This window comes from Motilimonas eburnea (assembly GCF_021295345.1).
In the GTDB taxonomy this organism is placed as follows: domain Bacteria; phylum Pseudomonadota; class Gammaproteobacteria; order Enterobacterales; family CBDFNC01; genus Motilimonas; species Motilimonas eburnea.
In genome coordinates, this window is the sequence record NZ_JAIMJB010000013.1 from 46,611 (window position 1) to 69,725 (window position 23,115).

Consider the following 23,115-nt stretch of genomic DNA (forward strand, 5'->3'; position numbering starts at 1 on the left):
TTAGCCCAAAATTCAGGACAAATATAATGATAACGGCAATGATTATCAATTATTTTTGTTCCTAATTTTCAGTTTGAAGCTTAGTTGAGATTTGTGAACTTAATATTACATTTGTTAACTGGGGTAGGATATAGATCACAGAAATAGATTGAAATCAGCTAGAAGTCTTAAAAAAACTAATAAAAAGTACCTTTTTTGTAAAGTTGAACTAGACCATCAAACCCAGTTTGATGGTACTGATCCGTTAGCGCTGGGGTTTGCCACGTGACCGGCGTTGGGAGCGATTGCGTATTACCGACAGCTTCCAGATCCAATGCACCGTAAAATAGCCGAGCGCTGCACTGAGCACCGCCAACACGGCACAGCCTGTGAGTAATGCCGGTCCTATGGTATTCACGATATCAAATAGCCATTGCCACGACAGTTCAAAGTGCCACTGCTGAACGGGCTCTTGTAAACAATAAGCGCCGACTAAATAGGCAAAATAGAACATAGGGGGCATGGTTAGTGGATTAGATATCCATACCAAGGCTACGGATAAAGGCAAGTTAACACGAAATATGATGGCTAAGCCCGCTGCCATGATCATTTGCGACGGCAAGGGCACCCAACACATAAACAGGCCGATGGCAAAGGCACCGGATGCTGAGCGACGATTGAGATGCCATAAGTTGCCATCGTGCAGCAGATCACCAAAAATTTTCAAATGTTTATGGTTTTTTAGTGTGTCAGGGTTGGGTGTATACCGCTTAATCAGCTTTTTTGGCATATAGTTAACTTATCTAATCTGGGTGTTGGGCAAATGCGCAAAGGGTACGTGTGTCTTGTTACAGGTATTGCATCTGGGTTGTTTTTACCTTACCTACTGAGCTTACATCTCTGTATTTTGGGCAGCATTTTTGCCAGCTTGCTATGTTGTTTTAAACGCACTCGCTTTCTTAGCTATTTTTTTGTTGGGCTGGTTTGGTTCAGTTGCTATGCCCACTGGCAACTTAATTGGTTACCTGCGTCGTTCACATCGGGGCAAGAACATACCATAGTTGTGCAAATTAATTCACTAAATTCACATCGAAATTCGCATATTTATCAGGCTAGTTTGATTTCTATCGATGACTACGCTCCGATTGTTAGCAAAAAAGTGAAACTGACTTGGTTTAGAAGTGAGCAGCGTCTGTTAAGTGGCCAGATAGTGACGGTGAGCGCGAAGATAAAGCCAATCTGGGGCAGAGGTAACACGGTGGGGGTTAATCAACGAGCGTATTTATTTAGCCAGCACATAGGTTATCAGGTTGATATAAAGCGCTTAATTAGTATGGACAACAAGAGTCCATCATGGCGAGTGAGCTGGCATGAAACCGTCAAGCGTTACACCGAGCCCCTCACGCATCAAGGGATGCTATTGGCCTTAGTGTTTGCTGATAAATCCAGTTTGGATTGGCCATTGCGGCAAAAGTTTCAGCAAATGGGGCTAGCACATATTCTGGTGATCTCGGGCTTGCATATTATGCTGGTTGGCTCATCGGTGACGGCGTTGGCTTGGTCTGTATTCTCTGTGTTCAATCACTTAACCGGGTTACGATGGCATACCTTAAGATTGGCGAGCCTTATCGGGTTAGTGGCTGCCATCATTTATGCTTGGTTAGCTGGTTTTACCGTGCCTACCCAGCGGGCATTAATCATGTACGGTGTCGTTGTGATGACGCTGTTTTTACAGCGAAAAATAAATCCGTTGGATGGTATTTTATTGGCCATGGTGTTGGTGGCGTTATGGGATCCTTTAGCGGTATTAGGCATTGGGTTTTGGCTTTCATTTGCTGCTGTGGTGAGCATCGTGATCATTGCGCGGTTTGTCCCGCGTTCGCCTGTTGTCGGTTTGCGTTGGTTAACCTATATCTTGCTTTTTCAAGTGGGGTTATGGTTATTGATGATGCCATTGCAAATTAGTCAATTCTCTGGCGTGAGTTTACTCTCAGCCGTTAATAATGTGTTATTTGTGCCGCTGATGAGCGTGGTGGTGATCCCAGCTTGTCTACTGACTGCCTTATTGATATTGCTGTTTGGTCCTTGGGTTGCGCCAGGTTTAGTGCTAATGGAGTGGTTATTAAACGTAATGGTCAATCTTGTGTTTTACTGGCCAAGTGCGTGGATAACGGTGACCGCAGGTCAAGCTTATTGGTTGTTTATCTTAACCGTGGGATGCTGGCTTAGCTGGCAATATCACCATAGCCTATTTCGTTGTGGCAAGGTGACAGCCCTGATGGCAGTGGCGTTTGTGATCATTATATGGCAGGGCGAAAAAGCGAGCGTACCGTGGCAAGTTGTGATTTTTGATGTTGGCCAAGGGCTAAGTGTTTTGGTTGAAAGTGAAGGTGAGTGGCTGCTCTATGATACGGGGTTTGCAACGGACACGGGATTTAGTATTGCCAAATCGGTGATCATGCCTTTTTTGAATAGGCAGCAAGTTAAACAACTGCATCATTTTGTCGTCAGTCATCAAGACAATGACCACGCTGGTGGGGCTCAAGATATTTTTAGGTCGGTTAATGTCAAGCAGGCATGGCATAATCAAGGGGGTGGCGTTTATCACTATTGTCGACGTCATCAAGAAATTGAGTTGGGCGCCTTTACTGGACGTTTTTTGAGCCAAAATAGCAGTGAAGTAGGTAAGCGTCGAAATAACACTTCCTGTGTGCTGCGTCTTGAAACAACTGGCTTTAGCTTACTCTTACCCGGGGATATTGAAGCCAAGGCCGAAGCGGCATTAATCAGCCAAGCCGAGCAACGTAAATGGTTAAAAAGCGATGTGTTACTGGTGCCTCATCATGGCAGTCACACGTCGTCTACCCTTGATTTCATCACATGGGTTGCTCCCATATATGCTATCGTCAGTGCTGGGCGTTATAATCCATGGCAGCACCCTGATGAAAGGGTCGTTGCACGCTATCAGCAGCTCAAGGTTAAACTGTATAATACGGCAACGGATGGCATGATCATGATCCAACCGACTGAGTCGGGTATCAGTGTTAAACGCTATCGCCATGATTTCGCGCCATATTGGTTTAACAGAGCGCTTTTACCTTTTGCTCCTTAAAGGTTAAAATACCTTTTTTTCCCAAAGTAGCCATTATGACAAATTCGACACACTCTTCTCTCGTTACTTTTAAGCGTCTTATTTCTTATGTTAAAGATAAAAAACTCGGGATTATGGGTGGCATCTTGGGGATGCTTGGCTATGCCGCGGTAGACGCGACCTTTATTTATTCGTTAAAGCCACTATTGGACGAAGGCCTGACAGGTAAAAATCCCGATGTTCTGACATTTATGCCTATCTTCGTGTTGATCATTATTTCGGCCCGAGGCTTAGCCGCGTTTTTGAGTAGCTATTGTATGGCGTGGGTGGGTAATCACGTGGTGATGAAACTGCAACGGGCGGTGTTTAATCATTTAATGATGATGCCGGTGGCGTTTTTCGATAAGAACAGTACCGGTGATCTCCTTTCCAAAATCACTTATGACTGTAACCAGGTGGCCAATGCGGCCAGTAATTCCCTCGTCAGTATTTTTCGTGAAGGTGCCATGGTGGTGGCGTTACTGACCATGATGTTCTATCAGAGTTGGCAGCTATCTTTAATCTTCTTTGTGGTTGGCCCGCTGGTGGGCTTTGTTATTAATAAAGTAAGCAAGCGATTTCGGGGTCTTGGCCATCAAATACAAGCGGCAATGGGCTCGGTCACGACCTCATCCGAGCAGATGCTTAAGGGCCATAAAGAAGTGTTGATGTTTGGTGGTCAACAACTTGAACAGGAAAAGTTTGCTCAAGTGAGTAACAAGGTTCGCCGCCAAAATATGAAAATGATTTCGGCCCAAGCCATCAGTGTGCCCGTGATCCAATTTCTTGCCTCGATGGCGCTGGCGTTTGTACTTTATTTGGCGACCTTCCCACAAGTGATGGATACCTTAACGCCGGGTACATTTACCTTGATTATCAGTGCCATGTTCGCGTTAATGAAGCCGATTAAAGCCATAACTCAAGTCAACAATGAAATACAAAAGGGCTTAGCCGCGTGTGACAGCCTATTTGCGATTCTAGACAGTGACACGGAAACAAACAGTGGCACCAAACCCATGGATAAGGTGCGCGGCGATATTGAGTTTAAAGACGTGTGCTTTGCTTACAGTGGTAAAGAGAAACTGGCACTCGATCACATCAGCTTTAATGTCCTTGCGGGTAAAACCGTGGCATTAGTAGGGCGCTCGGGCTCAGGAAAATCGACCATCGCGTCAATTTTAACCCGCTTTTATGACGGCATTGATGGCGACGTTACCATTGATGGGCAAAGTATTTATGACTTTCCATTGGATAATTTACGTTCGCAAATGGCGTATGTATCGCAGAAAGTACATCTATTCGATGACACCATCGCCAATAACATTGCCTATGCAACGGGTGATCAATTTAGCCGTGAACAGATCATTGCAGCGGCGCGCACCGCCAATGCGATGGAGTTTATTGAGCAATTTCCCGATGGTTTAGATACCTTAGTCGGTGAAGACGGAGTGATGCTTTCCGGTGGTCAGCGCCAACGTATCGCCATTGCTCGGGCCTTATTACGCGATGCGCCAATTTTAATTTTAGATGAGGCCACATCAGCGCTAGATACAGAATCCGAGCGTCATATCCAATCGGCTCTGGAAGCATTGCAAAAGAACAGAACCGCGATTGTGATAGCTCACCGTTTGTCCACCATTGAAAAAGCGGACCAAATCTTGGTGGTTGACCAAGGGAAAATTGTTGAGCAAGGTAATCACCAAACCTTGAGTGAACAAGATGGCATTTATGCCAATTTATTGAAAATGCAAACGGCGGCCAACTGATCATGGCTTTTTGGTATAGCAAGAATATCTGGGCTTATTTGCTGCTCCCTTTAACCGCCTTGTTTGCTTTAATTACGGCTTTTCGCCGCTTGGCATACCGTTGCCATTGGCTTAAAAGTGAGCATGTAGGCGTGCCCACGATTGTCGTGGGTAATTTAAGTGTAGGTGGGAACGGTAAAACGCCCGTGGTGATCTGGCTGTGTGAGCAATTAACCGCTGCTGGCTTTAAGCCGGGGGTGATCAGCCGAGGTTATGGCGGTAAAGCCCCACATTATCCTTATTTGGTTGAGCCTAACACGACAGGGGCGCAAGCCGGCGATGAGCCCGTGTTGATTTATCATCGTTGCCAATGCCCCGTGGCGGTTTCTCCAAATCGGATTGAAGCGGCTAAGTTATTACGCAAAACCCATCAAGTGGACGTGATCATCGCTGATGATGGCTTACAACATTATGCACTGCAACGTGACATCGAGTTGGTTGTGGTTGATGGAGAGCGCCGCTATGGCAATGCGTGGTTGTTACCCAGTGGACCCCTTAGAGAAAGTAAGGCGCGCTTAGCTAAGGTGGACGTGGTGATAAATAACGGTGGCCAGGCTGAAGCGGGTGAGGTGTCTATGTCGTTAGTGGCGGGGTCGCCATTACCTGTGACGGCCTCTGTGGCTGAATTTGATAAAGCGTGTCATGGCAACAGCATCAATGCTTGTGCTGGGATAGGGCATCCTCCCCGTTTTTTTAGAACCTTGCTCGGGCTAGGATTTGAGGTTGAAAAGCAAGTGCCTTTTGCCGATCACCACGGGTTTAATGAAGCGGAAATACAAGCCCTAGAGCAAGCAAGACCCCTGTTTATGACCGAAAAAGATGCGGTAAAATGCCGCGATTTTGCCCTTACTCAATCTTGGTATCTGCCTGTTTCTGCAAGCATCAACGAATCGGTGGCGAACCAAATCATAGCTAAAATAAGAGAAACAACATGTTAGATCATAATTTGCTCGAAATCATTGCTTGTCCTGTGTGTAAAGGCAAGCTGCATTATGACAAACCAAAACAAGAGTTAGTGTGTAAGTTTGATCGTCTTGCGTATCAAATCAATGACGGTATTCCTGTATTGATTGAAGAAAAAGCGCGCGAGCTAAGTTTGGATGAGGTCAGTTCATGAGTTTTATCGTGGTGATCCCGGCTCGGTATCAATCTGAGCGTTTACCGGGCAAGCCGTTGCTTGAGCTTGGCGGTAAACCCATGATAGCGCATGTTGTTGACCGAGCAAGGGAAAGCGGAGCCGCACGGATCATTGTTGCAACCGATGATGCGCGCATTGCCGATATGGTAGATTGTGAAGTCTGTATGACGCGAAGGGATCATCAATCGGGCACCGAGCGCTTAGCCGAAGTGGTTGAACAATGCGGCTTTGATGAGAATGACGTGATAGTTAATGTGCAAGGTGATGAGCCGATGATCCCGCCCAGCATTATCAAACAGGTGGCCAAGAATCTTGCCGAGCAAACCTTAGCGCCGATGGCAACCTTGGCGACGCATATCACCTCCATTGAAGAGGCATTAAATCCCAATGCGGTTAAAGTCGTGACGGATAAAAATGGCTATGCCTTGTATTTCAGTCGTGCCAGCATTCCTTGGCAAAGGGAACACTTCCCTGAACAGTTAGATAGCGAGCACGCCTTGCTGCGCCATATCGGCATTTATGCTTATCGTGCTGGATTTATTCAACGCTATATTGGTTTATCTGAATCGCCACTAGAGGGAATTGAAAAGTTAGAGCAACTGCGCGTGCTCTGGCATGGTGAGAAGATCCACCTTGCAATCGCTGAGCAGACACCCGTTGCCGGCATTGATACGCAAGAGGATTATTTAAGAGTAAAACAACACTTAGGCTAGCCTAGGTTAGCACCAAAATGAATTGGGTCATAAACCCAATTCATTTTACTTGGTTATTGAATGTCTTTTACTTCTAACTTGCTGATAATTTTGACCAAGGTATATTTTATGCTTGAGCCATCTGCAGGAGGGTTCGCTACCGTTTCTTTGTTTACTTGCAATTGATATTGATAACCGGGCTCAAAGTCGAATCCTTCAATGTCTTGATAAAACAACTGCCAATCTTGGTCTTCTGTGGTTCTTACTTGTAAACAAGTCATGGGTCCAACGCCGCTACACTCTTTGGTTTGAGCGTTAACGTAGAGCAATGAATCTTGAGTTAAAGTTTGGTATTGCATGCTACATGCCGATAAAAGAACAGCGCCAGCAACAAAAGCCATTTTTTTCATGTTTCGCTCCGCAAAAAAAAAGAGGTCATTAGTGACCTCTTTATTCTTATGCATTTTAGCGCAATAGTCTAATATTTTTCAGATAGTTAGACTTATCTCTCGTCAATCGATTTGAAATCACGCGCAGTATGGCCAGTGTAAAGCTGACGCGGACGGCCAATCTTTTGACCTGGTTGACTTAACATTTCGTTCCAATGTGCAATCCAACCTACGGTACGAGAAATCGCGAAGATAACCGTAAACATTGACGTTGGGATCCCCATCGCTTTGAGAATGATACCTGAGTAGAAGTCTACATTCGGGTAGAGTTTCTTCTCGATAAAGTAAGGGTCTTCTAGGGCAATTTGCTCTAGTTTCATTGCAACATCTAATAGTGGATCTTCGATGTTTAGCTCTTTTAGCACTTCATGACAGGTTTCACGCATGACGGTTGCGCGTGGGTCGAAGTTTTTGTAAACGCGGTGGCCAAAGCCCATTAGACGGAAAGGATCGTCTTTGTCTTTCGCGCGTGCAACAAATTCTTCAATGCGGTCAACGCTGCCAATTTCTTCGAGCATGTTTAGACAGGCTTCGTTAGCACCACCGTGAGCAGGACCCCATAGAGAGGCAATACCTGCAGCGATACATGCAAACGGGTTAGCACCTGAAGAGCCTGCTAGACGTACTGTTGACGTCGATGCATTTTGCTCGTGGTCAGCATGTAAGATCATGATGCGATCCATTGCACGCTCAAGTACTGGGTTAACCACATACTCTTCACATGGCACAGCAAACATCATGTGTAGGAAGTTACCTGCGTAGCTAAGATCGTTACGTGGGTAAACAAAAGGCTGACCCATTGAATACTTGTAACTCATTGCTGCTAGGGTTGGCATTTTTGAAAGTAGACGGTAAGCCGCGATTTCACGGTGTCTTGCGTCAGAAATGTCGAGTGAATCGTGGTAAAACGCGGATAGGGCGCCTACCACACCACACATGATCGCCATTGGATGCGAGTCACGGCGGAAACCTGAGAAAAAGTCTGTTAGTTGCTCATGAACCATGGTGTGATGCATGACAACGCGATGAAAGTCATCAAACTCTTTACGGTTGGGCACCTCGCCGTTCAGAAGTATGTAACAAACCTCTAGAAAATCAGATTTTTTTGCTAATTGGTCAATCGGATAACCACGGTGTAGAAGTACACCTTTTGCACCATCAATAAAGGTAATTTCAGATTCACATGAAGCGGTTGCTAAAAAACCGGGATCGAAAGTGAAGTAACCTGTTTTACCCAAGCCGCGTACGTCTAGTACGTTATTGCCCGCTGCTGCTTCTAAAATTGGCAGCTCTACAGGCTCTTGACCTGGTAGATGTAGAGTGGCTTTTTGATCAGCCATAGCACGTCTCCTTTGCTCTTTATATGCGAGTTGGAATAACAAACGCCGCTCATTTCTACAGATCTTGCCTTCGTTTGTCAATTTTGTTGTGGTTATATGGGTGCTATGTTAATGAAAAAATGAGTGCCAGTTACTATTTCTTAACAGAATGTGATGCAAAATGTTGAAACTTCATTGTAAAAGAGAATAGCCCTTCATATAATGTCGGCGTGGTCTCCTGATGGGTTGGTTGGCCAGCGTTTACGCCATTTTCAGGGTAGTGGTGATAACGCTATCTTGGACAAATGAAACGAAATACTGCAACAACCAGTTAACAACTTGGCGTGTGCTATGTGTTGTGCCATCTGGGGAAGATAACAATAACAAAAATGCTCTCAAATGGAGCTGAGTGGGCAACACCGTGAAAAAGCAAAGACCTGTAAACCTCGACCTACAGACAATAAGCTTTCCAGTAACTGCTATCGCATCGATATTGCATCGGGTTTCTGGGATTATTGTATTTGTGGCTTTGGCTATTTTGCTATCGCTACTGGCACAATCCCTGAGCTCAAAGGAAGGATTTGACACCGTCGCCAGCCTTGCCGACAACTTCTTTATCAAATTTATCCTTTGGGGAATTCTGACTGCATTGGCGTACCACATTGTTGTGGGGATTCGCCATATGATCATGGATTTGGGGTATTGGGAAGAGCTTGAATCTGGCAACCAAAGCGCCAAAGTAAGCTTCGTTATCGCAATCATCCTTTCACTACTAGCAGGGGTATTAGTATGGTAAAAATCGCCTCAGGCCTAGGACGTAGTGGGGTACATGATTTTGTACTGATCCGTGCTTCGGCCATCATTCTAACACTATACACGCTGTATCTTGTTGGCTTTATCGCTACCACAGATATTACCTATGAAACTTGGCAAGCCTTCTTCTCAGGCACATTTACCAAAGCATTTACTATGCTAGCCCTGGTGGCTATGTTGATCCACGCTTGGATCGGAACATGGCAGGTGCTAACGGATTACATCAAATGTGCTTTATTACGCGGTAGCTTGCAGTTTGTTCTGACATCTATTGCCTTCATCTATATGTTCGTTGGCTTTTCTGTATTGTGGGGTGTGTAGTGAGTATTCCAGTTCGCGAATTTGACGCCATCGTCATTGGCGCCGGTGGTGCAGGCATGCGTGCCGCACTGCAAATTTCAAAAGAAGGTAAGAGCTGTGCGCTGTTATCTAAAGTTTTTCCAACACGTTCGCATACCGTATCTGCTCAAGGTGGTATTACCGTTGCGTTAGGTAATGCCCATGCGGACAACTGGCAGTGGCACATGTACGACACGGTTAAAGGCTCTGATTACATCGGTGACCAAGACGCCATTGAATACATGTGTAAAACGGGCCCTGAAGCCATTACGGAACTTGAAAACATGGGGTTACCTTTTTCTCGTTTCGATAATGGTCGCGTTTATCAACGCCCGTTTGGTGGTCAGTCAAAAGAATTTGGTGGTGAGCAAGCGGCGCGTACCGCAGCGGCAGCCGACCGTACCGGCCACGCTCTTTTGCACACCCTTTATCAGCAAAATGTTAAAAACAAAACCATGGTGTTCTCTGAGTGGTACGCTCTGGATTTAGTTAAAAACGACGATGGCGCTGTGGTAGGTTGTACCGCCATTGATATTGAGTCGGGCGAAGTCGTCTACTTTAAGTCGAAAGCAACCGTACTAGCTACCGGTGGTGCAGGGCGTATTTACGCTTCTACGACGAATGCGCACATCAACACAGGCGATGGCGTGGGCATGGCACTACGTGCTGGCGTGCCAGTTCAAGATATGGAAATGTGGCAGTTCCACCCAACCGGGATTGCCGGCGCGGGCGTGCTTGTTACCGAAGGCTGTCGTGGTGAAGGTGGTTACCTGCTAAATAAAGACGGCGAGCGTTTTATGGAGCGTTATGCGCCAAATGCGAAAGACTTAGCCGGTCGTGACGTGGTAGCACGCTCAATCATGATCGAAATTCGCGAAGGCCGCGGTTGTGAAGGTCCTTGGGGCCCACATGTTAAATTAAAACTCGACCACCTAGGTAAAGAGATGCTGGAATCTAAACTTCCAGGCATTTGTGAATTATCACGTACCTTTGCCCACGTTGATCCAGTTAAAGAGCCGATTCCTGTTATTCCAACTTGTCACTACATGATGGGTGGTTTGCCAACACGCGTGACTGGCCAAGTGCTAAAACAAGACGCCGATGGCAAAGACATCGACGTGGTTGGTTTGTTCGCTGTGGGTGAAATCGCCAGTGTATCGGTACACGGTGCTAACCGTTTAGGTGGTAACTCACTGCTTGATTTAGTGGTATTTGGTCGTGCAGCGGGTCAACACTTAGGCAAAGCGCTAGACCAACTTGAAGATGTTAAAGGGGCAACTGAAGCTAATATCGAAGCTTCATTAGCGCGCTTTAATCGTTGGGAAAGTGGTCAAGGTACGGAATGTCCGGTTCAAATCAAAAAAGACATGCAGCAATGTATGCAGAAAAACTTCTCGGTATTTAGAGAAGGTGAAGCCATGGCACAAGGTTTGGCTGAACTTAAAGCCATTCGTGAGCGTTTACACAATGCCAAGCTGTCTGACACCAGTTCAGAATTCAATACTCAACGTATTGAATGTTTAGAGCTAGACAACCTAATGGAAACGGCTTACGCCACCGCATTAGCAGCTAACTTTAGAACGGAAAGCCGTGGTGCTCACAGTCGCTTTGACTACCCAGATCGTGATGATGCAAATTGGCTGTATCACTCTATTTATAACCCTGAAACCGAGCAGATGAGTAAGCGTGACGTCAATATGACGCCCGTTCATCGCGAAGCGTTTGAGCCTAAAGTAAGAACTTATTAAGGGGTTATTAAAATGAAAGTGGAATTTTCGGTATACAGATACAACCCTGATGTTGATAACGTGCCATATATGAAAGACTACACCCTTAACCTTGAGGATGGGTCGGATATCATGGTACTGGATGCCTTGTTACTGCTAAAAGAGCAAGATCCAACCTTGTCATTCCGCCGCTCGTGTCGTGAAGGTGTGTGTGGCTCTGACGGCATCAACATGAATGGTAAAAATGGTTTGGCTTGTATCACGCCATTATCGGACTTGTCTGGTAAAGATAAAATAGTGATCCGTCCTTTGCCGGGTTTGCCTGTGGTGCGCGACCTCGTTATCGACATGAGTCAGTTCTATACCCAGTACGAAAAAATCAAACCTTATCTCATCAGCGATAACAAGTTACCGCCTGCCGGGGAAAACTTACAATCGCCAGAAGACAGAGCTAAGCTTGATGGTTTGTACGAATGTATTTTATGTGCATGTTGTTCAACGTCTTGTCCATCATTTTGGTGGAACCCAGACAAGTTTATCGGCCCAGCAGGTCTTCTTGCTGCCTATCGTTTCTTAATCGATAGCCGTGATACGGCAACGGATGAGCGATTAGCCGGGCTAGATGATGCATTCAGCGTATTTCGCTGTCATGGCATCATGAACTGTGTGAATGTGTGTCCAAAAGGATTAAATCCGACTAAAGCCATTGGCCATATCAAGTCAATGCTGCTAAACAAGGCTGTTTAGTATAATTTGTTGCCTAACTTTATGTTTTGTAGCAAAAACTGAATAGCCATCTCTGGAGAGGTGGCTATTTTTTTGGTAAAACTACCCTACAACCGCAATAAGCGGATCGGTTTGCTCAAGAAGTATAATAAGGGATAATTGATGCAAAACAGTGCGATGAAAGCTTGGCTAGATTCTTCTCATCTGGCTGGTGCTAATGCAGCTTATGTTGAAGAGCTGTATGAAACCTATCTGCAAGACCCTACACAAATAGACCCCACGTGGCGCAGCATTTTCGATGAACTTCCTGGTCTTGATCTTACAAGCCAAGAGCAGGCGCATTCAGCAGTCGTTGAAGAGTTTCGCCGCTTAGCAAAATCACCAAAACGTTTTACATCACCTTCGGGTGAAGTGCATAACGATGAGAAGCAAGTTAAAGTGTTGCAGCTGATCAATGCCTTTCGTTTTCGTGGTCACCAGCAGGCTCAACTTGATCCCCTGCGTCTATGGCAAAGAGAAGCCGTTAAAGAACTGGACCCTTTTTTCCATGATTTAGAAGGCTCAGATTTTGACGCTAGTTTCAATGTCGGCTCTTACGCTGTTGGCAATGACACCATGGTGCTTAAGGAGCTGGTTAACTCCCTTAAGAAAACCTACTGTGGTTCAATTGGTGCTGAGTACATGCACATCACCAATACCGACCAAAAGCGTTGGATCCAAAATCGCATTGAATCTTGTGAAGGTAAGCCTTCATTCAGTGTTGATGCCAAAAAGCGCTTCCTTGAAGGCCTAACCGCGGCTGAAGGCCTAGAAAAGTACATAGGCTCAAAATTCCCAGGTGCGAAACGCTTCTCTTTGGAAGGTGGGGATAGTTTTGTGCCTATGGTAAAAGAGCTCATTCGTCGTTCCGGCGAGCAGGGCGCCAAAGAAGTCGTCATTGGTATGGCTCACCGCGGCCGTTTAAACATGCTGGTTAACGTATTAGGTAAAAAACCCGCTGATTTGTTTGATGAGTTTGCCGGTAAAAAAGTCTACGATGACAGCGCCGGTGACGTAAAATATCACCAAGGCTTTAGCTCAGACTTTGCCACACCTGGCGGTGATGTTCACTTAGCGCTAGCTTTTAACCCATCGCATTTAGAAATTGTAAATCCAGTTGTACTGGGTTCAGTTCGTGCTCGTCAAGAACGTTTAGGTTGTCAAGACGGCTCATCTGTGGTGCCGATTACGGTACACGGTGACTCAGCTATCGCAGGCCAAGGTGTCGTCCAAGAAACCTTTAACATGTCGCAAGCACGCGCATTTAAGGTGGGCGGCACGATTCGCATTGTGATCAATAACCAAATTGGTTTTACCACATCAAACCCAGAAGATACCCGTTCAACCATGTACTGTACTGACATTGCGAAAATGGTCCAAGCACCAATTTTCCATGTTAATGCCGACGATCCTGAAGCGGTTATCTTGGTGTCACAAATCGCCCTTGATTTTAGAAACACCTTTAATCGCGATGTGGTGATTGACTTGGTTTGTTACCGTCGTCATGGCCATAACGAAGCCGATGAGCCAAATGCAACGCAGCCTTTGATGTATCAAAAGATCAAGAAGCATCCAACGCCGCGCAGTATCTATGCTGATCAACTTATTGCAGAAGGTGTTATTGACAAAGCAGAGGCGAAAGCGTTTGTGAATAACTACCGCGATGCCCTAGATAAAGGGGATTGTGTTGTTGCCGAGTGGCGACCAATGCAGAAGCATTCCGTTGACTGGACGCCATACTTGAAACATGATTGGGACACGCAATACGATTCACAATATCCCCTTGAGCATTTAAAAGCACTGGGAGAAAAAGTGTGTGAATTCCCAGATACCCACCCACTGCATTCACGTGTCGGTAAAATCTATCAAGATCGCATCGCGATGATCCGTGGTGAAAAACTCATCGATTGGGGCTTTGCCGAAACCTTAGCTTACGCCACCTTACTGGATAGCCAATATAACGTTCGTATTGTGGGTCAAGACTCAGGCCGTGGTACTTTCTTCCATCGTCATGCTGTACTGCACAATCAAAACGATGCCAGTACTTATTTGCCACTTGCCAACATTAAAGACGACCAAGGACGCATCGAAATTTACGACTCGGTGTTGTCGGAAGAAGCAGTACTGGCGTTTGAATATGGCTACTCAACGGCAGAGCCTAAAGGCCTTGCTATTTGGGAAGCCCAGTTTGGTGACTTTGCTAACGGCGCTCAAGTGGTGTTCGACCAGTTCTTAAGCTCGGGTGAGCAAAAGTGGGGCCGTATGTGTGGTCTAACACTATTACTACCTCATGGTTACGAAGGTCAAGGTCCCGAGCACTCATCAGCTCGTCTTGAACGTTACTTGCAGCTATGTGCTGAACATAATATGCAAGTGGTGGTGCCATCAACGCCGGCTCAGGTATTCCAGATGCTACGTCGTCAAGTGGTGCGCCCAATGCGTCGTCCATTGATTGTGATGTCACCTAAGTCATTGCTACGTCATCCTCTTGCGGTTTCTAGCCTTGAAGAGCTTGCCAACGGTCGATTCTACAACGCAATTGGTGAAATTGATGATCTTGATCCCAAACAAGTTACGCGCTTAGTGATGTGTAGCGGTAAAGTCTATTACGATTTACTCGAACAGCGTCGCAACGGTGAGCTTAACCATGTTGCTATTATCCGTATCGAACAACTTTACCCATTCCCAACGGAAGAAGTAGAAGAAATTCTGTCGGCTTACCAACATGTTAAAGACTTCGTCTGGTGCCAAGAAGAGCCACAAAACCAAGGTGCTTGGTATTGTAGCCAACACCACTTCCGCAATGTCTTGCCGGAAGGGGCGACCCTAACATACACCGGCCGCGCAGCATCGGCTTCGCCAGCGGTGGGTTATATCTCTGTACACTTAAAACAACAAAAAGCGTTGGTAAATGACGCACTTGGTCTGAAAGAGTAAAGGAAAGCTAAATGGCTATCGAAATATTAGTTCCTGATTTACCTGAGTCTGTCGCGGACGCAACGGTTGCAACTTGGCATGTTAAGCCAGGTGAGTTTGTTGAGCGTGATGAAATCTTAGTCGATATCGAAACCGACAAAGTTGTATTGGAAGTGCCTGCATCGGAATCAGGCATCCTTGAAGCCATCGTTGAAGAAGAGGGTGCAACCGTACTTTCAAAACAACTGCTTGGCCGAATTCAGCCGGGCGCTGCTGCGGATGCTCCCGCTGAGCCCGCTGCAGAGGAAGCGCCTTCAGCACAAGGTCCTGCTGATGCAAGCCCATCTGTGCGTCGTTTAATGAACGAGCACGGCATTGATGCTAGCCAAATTAAAGGCACAGGCAAGGGCGGCGTGATCACTAAAGAAGACGTAGAAAACTTCCGCAATGCAAAAGCAGCGCCTGCGGCGGCTGCACCCGTTGCTACGACACCTGAAGCGGTTGCTGCGCGCAGTGAAAAGCGTGTCCCTATGACGCGTTTACGTAAGCGTATTGCAGAGCGTCTACTGGAAGCAAAAAATTCAACGGCGATGCTGACTACGTTTAACGAAATCAACATGAAGCCTATCATGGACATTCGTAAGCAATACCAAGAGGTGTTTGAGAAAAAACACGGTATTCGTCTAGGCTTTATGTCTTTCTACGTAAAAGCAGTGACTGAAGCCCTAAAACGCTACCCAGAAGTGAACGCGTCAATTGATGGCGATGACATCGTTTATCACAACTTCTTTGACGTGAGCATTGCTGTGTCTACGCCACGTGGTCTGGTAACGCCAGTATTACGTGACTGTGATACCTTAGGTTTAGCTGACATTGAAAAGAACATTCGTGAGCTAGCCATTAAAGGCCGCGACGGTAAATTGACCGTAGAGGAGATGATGGGGGGTAACTTCACCATCACCAACGGCGGTGTATTTGGCTCACTTTTGTCTACGCCTATCATCAACCCACCGCAAGCGGCTATTTTAGGTATGCACAAGATCCAAGAACGCCCAATGGCCATCAATGGTAAGGTTGAAATTTTACCTATGATGTACTTGGCGCTGTCATACGATCATCGCCTAATTGATGGTAAAGAATCAGTGGGCTTCTTGGTAACGGTTAAAGAGTTACTTGAAGATCCAACACGTCTACTGCTGGATGTATAAGTAGTAAACGAACAGTTTATAAGTTTGGGCTCACTTGAGCCCATTTTCGCAGGGTGGTTCACACCTAAAGAACGTTGCATAAAAAAACGGATAAAACATCATGAATTTGCATGAGTACCAGGCAAAACAGCTATTTGCTGATTTCGGATTGCCAGTTCCAGAAGGATACGCGTGTGATACACCGCACGAAGCCGCAGAAGCAGCCAGCAAAATTGGTGGCGAGAAATGGGTTGTAAAATGTCAGGTACACGCCGGTGGCCGCGGTAAAGCGGGTGGCGTTGAGTTACATACAACCAAAGATGGCATCAAAGGCTTTGCTGAGAAGTGGTTAGGTAAAAACCTAGTCACTTACCAAACTGACGCTAACGGTCAGCCTGTTGCTAAAATCTTAGTTGAAGAAGCATCTAACATTGCTAACGAACTGTACCTAGGTGCGGTAGTTGACCGCGGTTCACGTCGCGTTGTTTTCATGGCATCGACCGAAGGTGGTATGGAAATTGAGAAAGTAGCTGAAGAAACGCCTGAGCTGATCCACAAAGCGGCGATTGACCCGCTAGTAGGCCCACAAGCTTACCAAGGCCGTGAACTTGCTTTCAAACTAGGCTTAGTTGGCGATCAAATCAAACAGTTCACTAAGATTTTCTTAGGCCTAGGAAACATGTTCATCCAGCATGATCTAGCGCTACTAGAAATCAACCCGCTAGTGGTAACGGGTGAAGGTAACTTGTTATGTCTAGACGGTAAAATCAACATCGACTCAAACGCGATGTACCGTCAGCCTAAACTTCGTGAAATGCACGATCCTTCACAAGAAGACGAGCGCGAAGCACACGCCGCTAAATTTGAACTTAACTATGTTGCCTTAGACGGTAACGTAGGTTGTATGGTGAACGGTGCGGGCCTAGCAATGGGTACCATGGACATCGTTAACCTACACGGCGGCAAGCCAGCTAACTTCCTAGATGTAGGCGGCGGCGCAACCAAAGAGCGCGTAGCGGAAGCATTTAAAATCATTCTATCTGATGCCAACGTGAAAGCAGTTTTAGTTAACATCTTCGGCGGTATCGTACGTTGTGACATGATTGCAGAAGGTATTATCGGCGCTGTTAAAGAAGTGGGCGTTGAAGTACCAGTTGTGGTACGCCTTGAAGGTACCAATGCTGAATTGGGTCGTGAAGTGCTAGCTAAATCTGGTCTAGATATCATTGCTGCTACAAGTCTTACTGACGCGGCTGAGCAAGTTGTTAAAGCTGCGGAGGGCAAATAATGTCTGTATTAATTAATAAAGATACTAAAGTTATCTGTCAGGGTTTCACTGGCGGCCAAGGTACATTCCACTCTGAGCAAGCGATTGCTTACGGTACACAAATGGTGGGTGGTGTGTCTCCTGGTAAAGGCGGCAGCGAGCACTTAGGTTTACCTGTATTCAATACAGTGCGTGAAGCCGTTGAAGCAACAGGCGCGACAGCAACCGTTATCTATGTACCAGCTCCGTTTTGTAAAGACGCTATCTTAGAAGCGATTGATGCCGGTATTGAACTGATCGTAACCATTACCGAAGGTATCCCTACACTTGATATGCTTGACGTTAAAGTTAAGCTTGAAGAGACGGGCGTGCGCATGATTGGTCCTAACTGTCCAGGTGTGATCACTCCAGGCGAATGTAAGATTGGTATCATGCCAGGTCACATTCACAAGCCAGGTAAAGTGGGTATCGTTTCTCGCTCTGGTACATTAACGTACGAAGCGGTTAAACAAACGACCGATGCTGGTTTTGGCCAATCTACTTGTGTTGGTATCGGTGGTGACCCAATCCCAGGTACGAACTTTATCGACGTATTGGAAATGTTCCAAAACGATCCAGCAACCGAAGCCATCGTCATGATCGGTGAAATTGGTGGTACTGCGGAAGAAGAAGCAGCTGCTTACATCAAAGAGCATGTAACCAAGCCAGTTGTTTCTTACATCGCGGGTGTGACTGCGCCTCCGGGTAAGCGTATGGGCCATGCTGGTGCGATCATCTCTGGTGGTAAAGGCACGGCTGAAGATAAATTCGCAGCCCTTGAAGCGGCAGGTGTGAAAACCACTAAGTCGTTAGCCGAAATTGGCAGTGCGCTAAAAGCGGTAACAGGTTGGTAAGCAAGGCTTAGCAAGCTATATATGATTGAAAACCCGCTTAGTGCGGGTTTTTTTCAATCTTAAACTGGCCTATTTGACTCACGGCTCATGATTGGCCTTTTAGCATGATCTTCTCGTTATTCTTTTACCATTGCTGATATATATCTTGCTGGTTGAGTTTTGCTTCCAGTAAAGCATCCTGTGCACGTTGTAAGGCTTGCTCCACCGAATCCCCTTGATGGCTTTGCGTTAATCCTAGTCGGCAGATGATTTCCATGCTGTTAAATAACTCATCGACTATCGCGCGATGGAGCTTTTTCGCTAATTGCTGTGTTTGGTGCACATCATACCCTTTGGCAATGACGATAAATTGCGCGCCAGTCCAGCGGGCACTAAATCCCTGCTTAGTGCAATATCGTGCCAAGATCGCGGCTTTTCTTACGAGAACCTCGTCGCCGATGTCGTAGCCAAAGCTTTCATTAATTTGCTTAAAGTTGTCCAGATCAATCAGCAACAAACCAAACTTCGCTTGTTGTTGCTGTAACTTACTTAACTCTATTATGGCGGCTCTGCGGTTGTGGCCTTTAGTGATGGTATCTTGTAAAGAAAGCTTTTCAACAATGAGATATAGCCCCTTAATTTCGCGCCAACGCCGCCAAGAAAACCAAGCAAAGCAAAAAGACAGAAACACAGCAAAGGGGATCAGTTCATCGAGCTCAAGGCTTTCATAATTTCGCGTGGTGGCAAAAAGCCATTCGGAAAGATCATATTGGAAGGATACGATAAACACCAAAGTAGATAGTAAGGCGATGATGATTAGATCACGCTTGGCTGAGCTGGTTAAGCTAATTGAATTACTAAATCGTCTCATCCTTAGCCTCCTTGCAAGGTCTTCTTTACTTTAGCCTATTTCACCTTGTTAATTAATTCTCAGAGCACAAAATGTGTTAAAACGTTAGCGGTGGCGCATATTTTCCGAGCGAATTGCCTAAAATGATGACCTGAAACGCAAAGTGTTAGTGAGTGTGTTGCACCAGTGAACTGTGAAGATGGCAGCATTTTCGTTACCCAATGAGGTTAGCGCTTTAGCCTTTGATGCAAGTTTGCCATACTGGGTATAGGCAAGTACTAGGGATACCTATGTCAAGAAAAACGTTTCACTGGCAGACACTCATGCATATGGAAACATGGGTTTCCATATTTTACTATGTCGCTGTGGCAAGTGTGTTTTCGACCCTATACCATGAGCACCAAGTTTATAACTACCTGTATGTTGCTTTCCCTCTTTTATTGATTTTTGCCAAGCGTTGTCAATTTTATTTATTCAAGTGTATCAGTGCTGTGCTGGCGTTATTACTCGTGGTAATAGGTGGGCTGTTTGATCCCATACACTTTGATGCGGTAGAAGAAACCTTCATCTTGCTACCCTTGGTTTATGTTATTTTATTTCCTCATTCACTTTGGCCCATTGCCAGTGCGCTTGTGATGTTGCTGGTGTTTTATCTCCACTTGCCAGCAGCGGAATTAGATGAATATATTGAAGACGCTATCGAGCTGATTGCGATCACCTCATTTGCTTCTGTGATGGCCTTTTTTCAACAAAAGTTAAAGCAGCAAATGTTGAACTACCGTCGTGAAAGTATGACGGATTACTTGACACAATTGCCTAATAGAAAAGGATTTTATGCCGATTTAGCCAAGTTTAAATTACAGGGGCACCAGTCTGAACAACGTGCTGCATTGTTACAAATTGATCTTGATGGCTTTAAACGTATAAATGACAACATGGGGCACAACATTGGCGATCTTGTGCTGCAAGAGTTTGCCAAGCGGCTACAGCAAACCCATTCTAATTGGGTGTCCAGTTATCGTATCGGCGGTGATGAATTCGCAGTGTTGGTTAAACCACGCAATGATTTGGTCAGCGAAGCAGAGGCCCTTGCTCACCAAATTCTTGGGTTTTCAACGCTTCCTTACACCTTTATGAATCGAGAGTATCATTTAACGGCCAGTATCGGCATCGCCCTCTATCAAGATGCATCTGGCCTTAATGATATTTGGTGTCGTAATGCCGATATCGCCATGTATCGCTCAAAAGAATATGGCAAAAACACCTTTCATTGGTTTGATCACCAATTGATCCAAGAAACCATCCGCCGTTACCAATTGGAAAAAGAATTACTACTCGCACTCGAGCAATCCCAGTTTTATTTGGTTTATCAGCCTAAGGTCAGCATTGCGACTCATCAAGTTGTCGGTGTCGAGGCCTTGATCCGCTGGCATCATCCACAATTGGGCTTGATCCCGCCCGCTGATTTCATTCCTATTGCCGAGGATAGCCAACAAATTATTGTGTTAGGGCGATGGGTGATGGAGGCGTCATGTCGACAAGCCAAACGCTGGCTAGACTCAGATATGGAAGTGGTGGTTTCAGTGAATGTCTCCGCAGTGCAATTAGCCCATGACGATACCTTTGAGATGATATCTCAAGCGCTGAGTTTGGCTGATTTGCCCCCTCGTTTGTTGCAAATTGAAATCACCGAAACGGCGATCATGGAAAATCCCGAAACCATCATAGTGACATTAGCCCGTTTGCGTGATTTAGGCGTTAAAGTGGCCATCGATGATTTTGGTGTGGCCTATTCTTCCCTTAATTATTTACGTCGATTACCCGTGGACGTGCTTAAGATAGATAAGTCATTTGTCGATGATTGTGTGACGAACCATAAAGACAAAATGATAGTGCGGACCGTGGTGCAATTGGGCCATAACCTAGATGTACAAGTCACCGCTGAAGGGGTAGAAGATCAAGCTCAATTAGCCTTACTGGCAGAAGAGGGTTGTGATATGTACCAAGGCTACCTGTTTTCACCGCCGGTTTCCGCTGAGCAAATCATTCTGATGATTCAAAATGAGGCGCCATAAGGGAGTAAGCCTTGATAGCATGAAGCGCCAATATTGAGTTGTACTCCCTAAGACAATGCCTGATATACTGGCCCAATACCTTAATCTATATAAGTTCTGTTGTCCTGATATGATTTTTCGTGGTGTGTATTTTGGTAAGTTGCCCCCGGCAAGGGCCCCCCAACAAGGTGCCCCTGAAAAGGAAGCTGCCGAAATAGCGTAATCCACTAGAGCGAAAGTCAACCGTCATGCGTCAATAGGCCAAATGTCTTGTTACCACTTGGGAACTTAGTTTTGACTCAAACCTCTTTTTCTTCACTCGCGCTGCGCTCTGAATTACTGACTAACTTAGCGTCATTAGGCTATGACTCGATGACCCCTATCCAAGCCATGAGCTTGCCGGCCATTATTGGGGGTAAGGATGTGATTGCCCAAGGTAAAACTGGCTCGGGCAAAACAGCTGCGTTTGGTTTGGGGTTATTGCAAGCCTTAGATGTAAAACGTTTTCGCATTCAAACCTTAGTGCTATGTCCCACCCGAGAGCTGGCCGACCAAGTGGCGGTTGAAATCCGTAAACTAGCCAGAGCGATCCACAACATTAAGGTGCTCACCTTATGTGGGGGCATGCCGTTTGGGCCACAAATTGGCTCACTAGAACATGGTGCACATATCGTGGTGGGTACGCCGGGCAGGGTGCTCGACCATCTCAATAAGGGGACATTAGTGCTCGATGACATCAATACGTTTGTATTGGATGAAGCCGATCGCATGCTGGATATGGGGTTTCAAGAAGCCCTCGATGCCATTATTAACAAGATGCCGCCTCAGCGTCAAACCTTGTTATTTAGTGCGACTTTTCCGCCTGAAATCAAAACCATCGCCGATCGCATTATGCGCGATCCCGACATGGTTAAGGTGGAATCTAAGCACGCCACCAATACCATTGCCCAGCACTTTTATGAGGTCGATGGGCAAGATGGGCGCGTGTTGGCGACCCGCTTATTGTTAATGCAACATCAACCGCCATCCTGTGTCATTTTCTGTAACATGAAAAAAGATACCGACGCCTTAGCTGATGAATTGCGCCGCTATGGTTTTAGCGCACTTGCTTTGCATGGCGATCTTGAGCAAAAAGACCGCGACCAAACCTTAGTGCGCTTTGCTAACAAGAGTGTGTCGATTTTGGTCGCCACCGATGTGGCTGCGCGGGGGTTAGACATAGATGCACTGGATATGGTGATCAATTTTCATCTTGCCCATGATCCCGAGGTACATGTTCATCGCATTGGTCGCACCGGTCGCGCAGGCAGTAAGGGCATCGCGTGCTCGCTATTTACCAGCAAAGACGTTAACAAGGTGATTGCCCTTGAAGACTATTTAGCCAGTACAATTACGCCAACCCCTTTGCCAAATGTTCAGGTGCTCGATGCTGATATCCCCAAACCTGAAATGGTCAGCTTACGAATTGATGGGGGTAAAAAGCAAAAAGTCAGGCCGGGTGATATTGTCGGCGCCCTGACGTCAGATAAAAGCATCACTTTTGCCAGTATTGGCAAAATTCAAGTGCTAGATCACTGGGCTTATGTTGCAGTGCATCGTGATATTGCGACCAAAGCGCTAAAGACATTGGAGCACGGCAAAATTAAAGGCCGCAAATTTCGTGTTGCCCGTATGCGTTAATCTGTTAGCAAGGTTTATCGCCAGCTTATAGAAAGGTATCTCGTTGGTTTAATGTAAATTAGGTGTGTTTTTTGTGAAAGGTCGAACATAGCTTTTCGTTCCCTTAGTGTATGCTAAGGAGAAACAAAACCGA

Annotated in this window: 19 protein-coding genes; 15 read left to right on the forward strand and 4 right to left on the reverse strand. The window is 46.0% G+C overall.

The features are described 5' to 3' along the window. Positions 1-244: 244 nt before the first annotated feature. Positions 245-769, reverse strand: a complete 525-nt coding sequence (locus K6Y21_RS13690; protein ID WP_233072402.1) for a DUF2062 domain-containing protein — start codon at positions 767-769, stop codon at positions 245-247. 33 nt (positions 770-802) lie between these two features. On the opposite strand from K6Y21_RS13690, the gene K6Y21_RS13695 reads away from it, so the two are divergent. Genes K6Y21_RS13695 through kdsB form a run of 5 tightly spaced genes read left to right on the forward strand, consistent with a single transcriptional unit; the run spans position 803 to position 6,765 of the window. Continuing rightward, positions 803-3,091, forward strand: a complete 2,289-nt coding sequence (locus tag K6Y21_RS13695; RefSeq protein WP_233072403.1) for a DNA internalization-related competence protein ComEC/Rec2 — start codon at positions 803-805, stop codon at positions 3,089-3,091. Between the two features lie 35 nt (positions 3,092-3,126). Continuing rightward, complete coding sequence (gene msbA / locus K6Y21_RS13700) at positions 3,127-4,875, forward strand: lipid A ABC transporter ATP-binding protein/permease MsbA (protein WP_233072404.1); 1,749 nt, start codon at positions 3,127-3,129, stop codon at positions 4,873-4,875. A 2-nt stretch (positions 4,876-4,877) separates the two neighbouring features. Further along, positions 4,878-5,852, forward strand: coding sequence for a tetraacyldisaccharide 4'-kinase (lpxK, locus tag K6Y21_RS13705; protein WP_233072405.1), 975 nt, complete (start codon positions 4,878-4,880; stop codon positions 5,850-5,852). Next, on the forward strand, positions 5,846-6,031 hold the full coding sequence (locus tag K6Y21_RS13710) for a Trm112 family protein (RefSeq protein ID WP_233072406.1): 186 nt from the start codon (positions 5,846-5,848) through the stop codon (positions 6,029-6,031). The genes lpxK and K6Y21_RS13710 overlap by 7 nt, the downstream gene beginning before the upstream one ends. Next, complete coding sequence (kdsB, locus tag K6Y21_RS13715) at positions 6,028-6,765, forward strand: 3-deoxy-manno-octulosonate cytidylyltransferase (RefSeq protein ID WP_233072407.1); 738 nt, start codon at positions 6,028-6,030, stop codon at positions 6,763-6,765. Before K6Y21_RS13710 ends, kdsB begins: the two co-directional genes overlap by 4 nt. A 53-nt stretch (positions 6,766-6,818) precedes the next feature. Here the strand turns inward: kdsB and K6Y21_RS13720 are convergent, their stop codons facing one another. Continuing rightward, positions 6,819-7,154: a DUF4377 domain-containing protein gene (locus tag K6Y21_RS13720; RefSeq protein WP_233072408.1), complete on the reverse strand. Its 336-nt coding sequence runs from the start codon at positions 7,152-7,154 to the stop codon at positions 6,819-6,821. A gap of 92 nt (positions 7,155-7,246) precedes the next feature. Beyond that, complete coding sequence (locus tag K6Y21_RS13725) at positions 7,247-8,533, reverse strand: citrate synthase (protein ID WP_233072409.1); 1,287 nt, start codon at positions 8,531-8,533, stop codon at positions 7,247-7,249. 388 nt (positions 8,534-8,921) lie between these two features. Between K6Y21_RS13725 and sdhC the strand changes: the two genes are divergently transcribed. From sdhC to sucD, 8 genes are all read left to right on the forward strand, one after another. Then, positions 8,922-9,308: a succinate dehydrogenase cytochrome b556 subunit gene (gene sdhC / locus K6Y21_RS13730; protein ID WP_233072410.1), complete on the forward strand. Its 387-nt coding sequence runs from the start codon at positions 8,922-8,924 to the stop codon at positions 9,306-9,308. Then, positions 9,302-9,646 carry a succinate dehydrogenase, hydrophobic membrane anchor protein gene (gene sdhD, locus K6Y21_RS13735; protein ID WP_233072411.1) on the forward strand — a complete coding sequence of 115 codons (345 nt, stop codon included), beginning with the start codon at positions 9,302-9,304 and terminating at the stop codon, positions 9,644-9,646. The genes sdhC and sdhD overlap by 7 nt, the downstream gene beginning before the upstream one ends. Beyond that, a complete protein-coding gene (sdhA, locus tag K6Y21_RS13740) occupies positions 9,646-11,412 on the forward strand; it encodes a succinate dehydrogenase flavoprotein subunit (protein ID WP_233072412.1) in 1,767 nt (588 codons plus the stop codon). The genes sdhD and sdhA overlap by 1 nt, the downstream gene beginning before the upstream one ends. A 12-nt stretch (positions 11,413-11,424) precedes the next feature. Then, positions 11,425-12,138: a succinate dehydrogenase iron-sulfur subunit gene (locus K6Y21_RS13745; protein ID WP_233072413.1), complete on the forward strand. Its 714-nt coding sequence runs from the start codon at positions 11,425-11,427 to the stop codon at positions 12,136-12,138. A 141-nt stretch (positions 12,139-12,279) separates the two neighbouring features. Then, a complete protein-coding gene (sucA, locus tag K6Y21_RS13750) occupies positions 12,280-15,093 on the forward strand; it encodes a 2-oxoglutarate dehydrogenase E1 component (RefSeq protein ID WP_233072414.1) in 2,814 nt (937 codons plus the stop codon). 11 nt (positions 15,094-15,104) lie between these two features. After that, positions 15,105-16,280: a 2-oxoglutarate dehydrogenase complex dihydrolipoyllysine-residue succinyltransferase gene (odhB, locus tag K6Y21_RS13755; protein WP_233072415.1), complete on the forward strand. Its 1,176-nt coding sequence runs from the start codon at positions 15,105-15,107 to the stop codon at positions 16,278-16,280. Between the two features lie 100 nt (positions 16,281-16,380). Continuing rightward, a complete protein-coding gene (gene sucC / locus K6Y21_RS13760; RefSeq protein ID WP_233072416.1) occupies positions 16,381-17,547 on the forward strand; it encodes an ADP-forming succinate--CoA ligase subunit beta in 1,167 nt (388 codons plus the stop codon). Next, a complete protein-coding gene (gene sucD / locus K6Y21_RS13765) occupies positions 17,547-18,419 on the forward strand; it encodes a succinate--CoA ligase subunit alpha (RefSeq protein ID WP_233072417.1) in 873 nt (290 codons plus the stop codon). Before sucC ends, sucD begins: the two co-directional genes overlap by 1 nt. A 124-nt stretch (positions 18,420-18,543) precedes the next feature. Here sucD and K6Y21_RS13770 read toward each other — a convergent pair whose 3' ends face one another. Next, the gene (locus K6Y21_RS13770) at positions 18,544-19,269 is read right to left on the reverse strand and encodes a GGDEF domain-containing protein (protein ID WP_233072418.1); all 726 of its coding nucleotides are present in this window, start codon (positions 19,267-19,269) and stop codon (positions 18,544-18,546) included. 269 nt (positions 19,270-19,538) lie between these two features. Between K6Y21_RS13770 and K6Y21_RS13775 the strand changes: the two genes are divergently transcribed. Continuing rightward, a complete protein-coding gene (locus K6Y21_RS13775; protein WP_233072419.1) occupies positions 19,539-21,323 on the forward strand; it encodes a putative bifunctional diguanylate cyclase/phosphodiesterase in 1,785 nt (594 codons plus the stop codon). A gap of 273 nt (positions 21,324-21,596) precedes the next feature. Then, positions 21,597-22,982: an ATP-dependent RNA helicase DbpA gene (gene dbpA / locus K6Y21_RS13780; RefSeq protein ID WP_233072420.1), complete on the forward strand. Its 1,386-nt coding sequence runs from the start codon at positions 21,597-21,599 to the stop codon at positions 22,980-22,982. Positions 22,983-23,115: the final 133 nt, after the last annotated feature.